This is a genomic window from Photobacterium malacitanum (genome assembly GCF_900185615.1).
GTDB lineage: Bacteria > Pseudomonadota > Gammaproteobacteria > Enterobacterales > Vibrionaceae > Photobacterium > Photobacterium malacitanum.
Genome location: NZ_FYAK01000036.1, coordinates 1 through 1,163, shown reverse-complemented (window position 1 = coordinate 1,163; position 1,163 = coordinate 1). Strand labels below are relative to the sequence as shown.

Below are 1,163 nucleotides of genomic sequence, written 5' to 3'. Positions count from 1 at the left end.
GCAACGATAGTTGCAACAACACCAGCACCAACTGTACGGCCACCTTCACGGATAGCAAAACGTAGACCTTCGTCCATCGCGATAGGTGCGATTAGAGTAACAGTCATAGAGATGTTATCACCAGGCATTACCATTTCAACGCCTTCTGGTAGCTCGATAGTACCAGTTACGTCAGTTGTACGGAAGTAGAACTGTGGACGGTAACCTTTGAAGAAAGGAGTGTGACGACCACCTTCATCTTTAGAAAGAACATAGATTTCTGAAGTGAAAGTTGTGTGTGGAGTGATTGAACCTGGCTTAGCAAGTACTTGACCACGTTGAACGTCATCACGCTTAGTACCACGTAGAAGAACACCAACGTTCTCACCAGCACGGCCTTCGTCAAGAAGCTTACGGAACATCTCAACACCAGTACAAGTAGTTGTAATAGTGTCTACGATACCAACGATAGCAACTTCGTCACCAACTTTAACGATACCTTGCTCAACACGACCAGTTACTACAGTACCACGGCCTTGGATTGAGAAAACATCTTCGATTGGAAGGATGAATGGTAGATCGATAGCACGCTCTGGCTCTGGAATGTAAGTATCTAGAGCTTCAGCTAGTTCAATGATCTTAGCTTCCCACTCAGCTTCGCCGTTTAGCGCGCCTAGTGCAGAACCCATGATTACTGGGCAATCATCACCTGGGAAATCGTACTCAGAAAGAAGTTCACGAACTTCCATCTCTACTAGCTCAAGTAGTTCTTCATCATCAACCATGTCACACTTGTTCATGAATACGATGATGTAAGGAATACCAACCTGGCGACCAAGTAGGATGTGCTCACGTGTTTGTGGCATTGGACCGTCAGTTGCAGCAACAACTAGGATACCACCATCCATTTGAGCAGCACCAGTGATCATGTTTTTAACATAATCGGCGTGTCCAGGACAGTCTACGTGTGCGTAGTGACGAGTAGGAGTATCGTACTCAACGTGAGAAGTTGAGATTGTGATACCACGCTCGCGCTCTTCTGGAGCGTTATCGATAGATGCGAAGTCTTTAGCAACACCACCGTACACTTTTGCAAGTGTAGTACAGATAGCAGCAGTTAGAGTTGTTTTACCGTGGTCAACGTGACCGATAGTACCAACGTTAACGTGCGGTTTATTACGTTC

At 45.9% G+C, this 1,163-nt stretch carries 1 protein-coding gene; it reads right to left on the bottom strand.

Translation table 11 applies throughout. The annotated features are described in order from the left end of the window. On the bottom strand, positions 1-1,163 hold a 1,163-nt coding region (gene tuf, locus PMAL9190_RS19900; protein WP_144384386.1), incomplete at both ends, for an elongation factor Tu.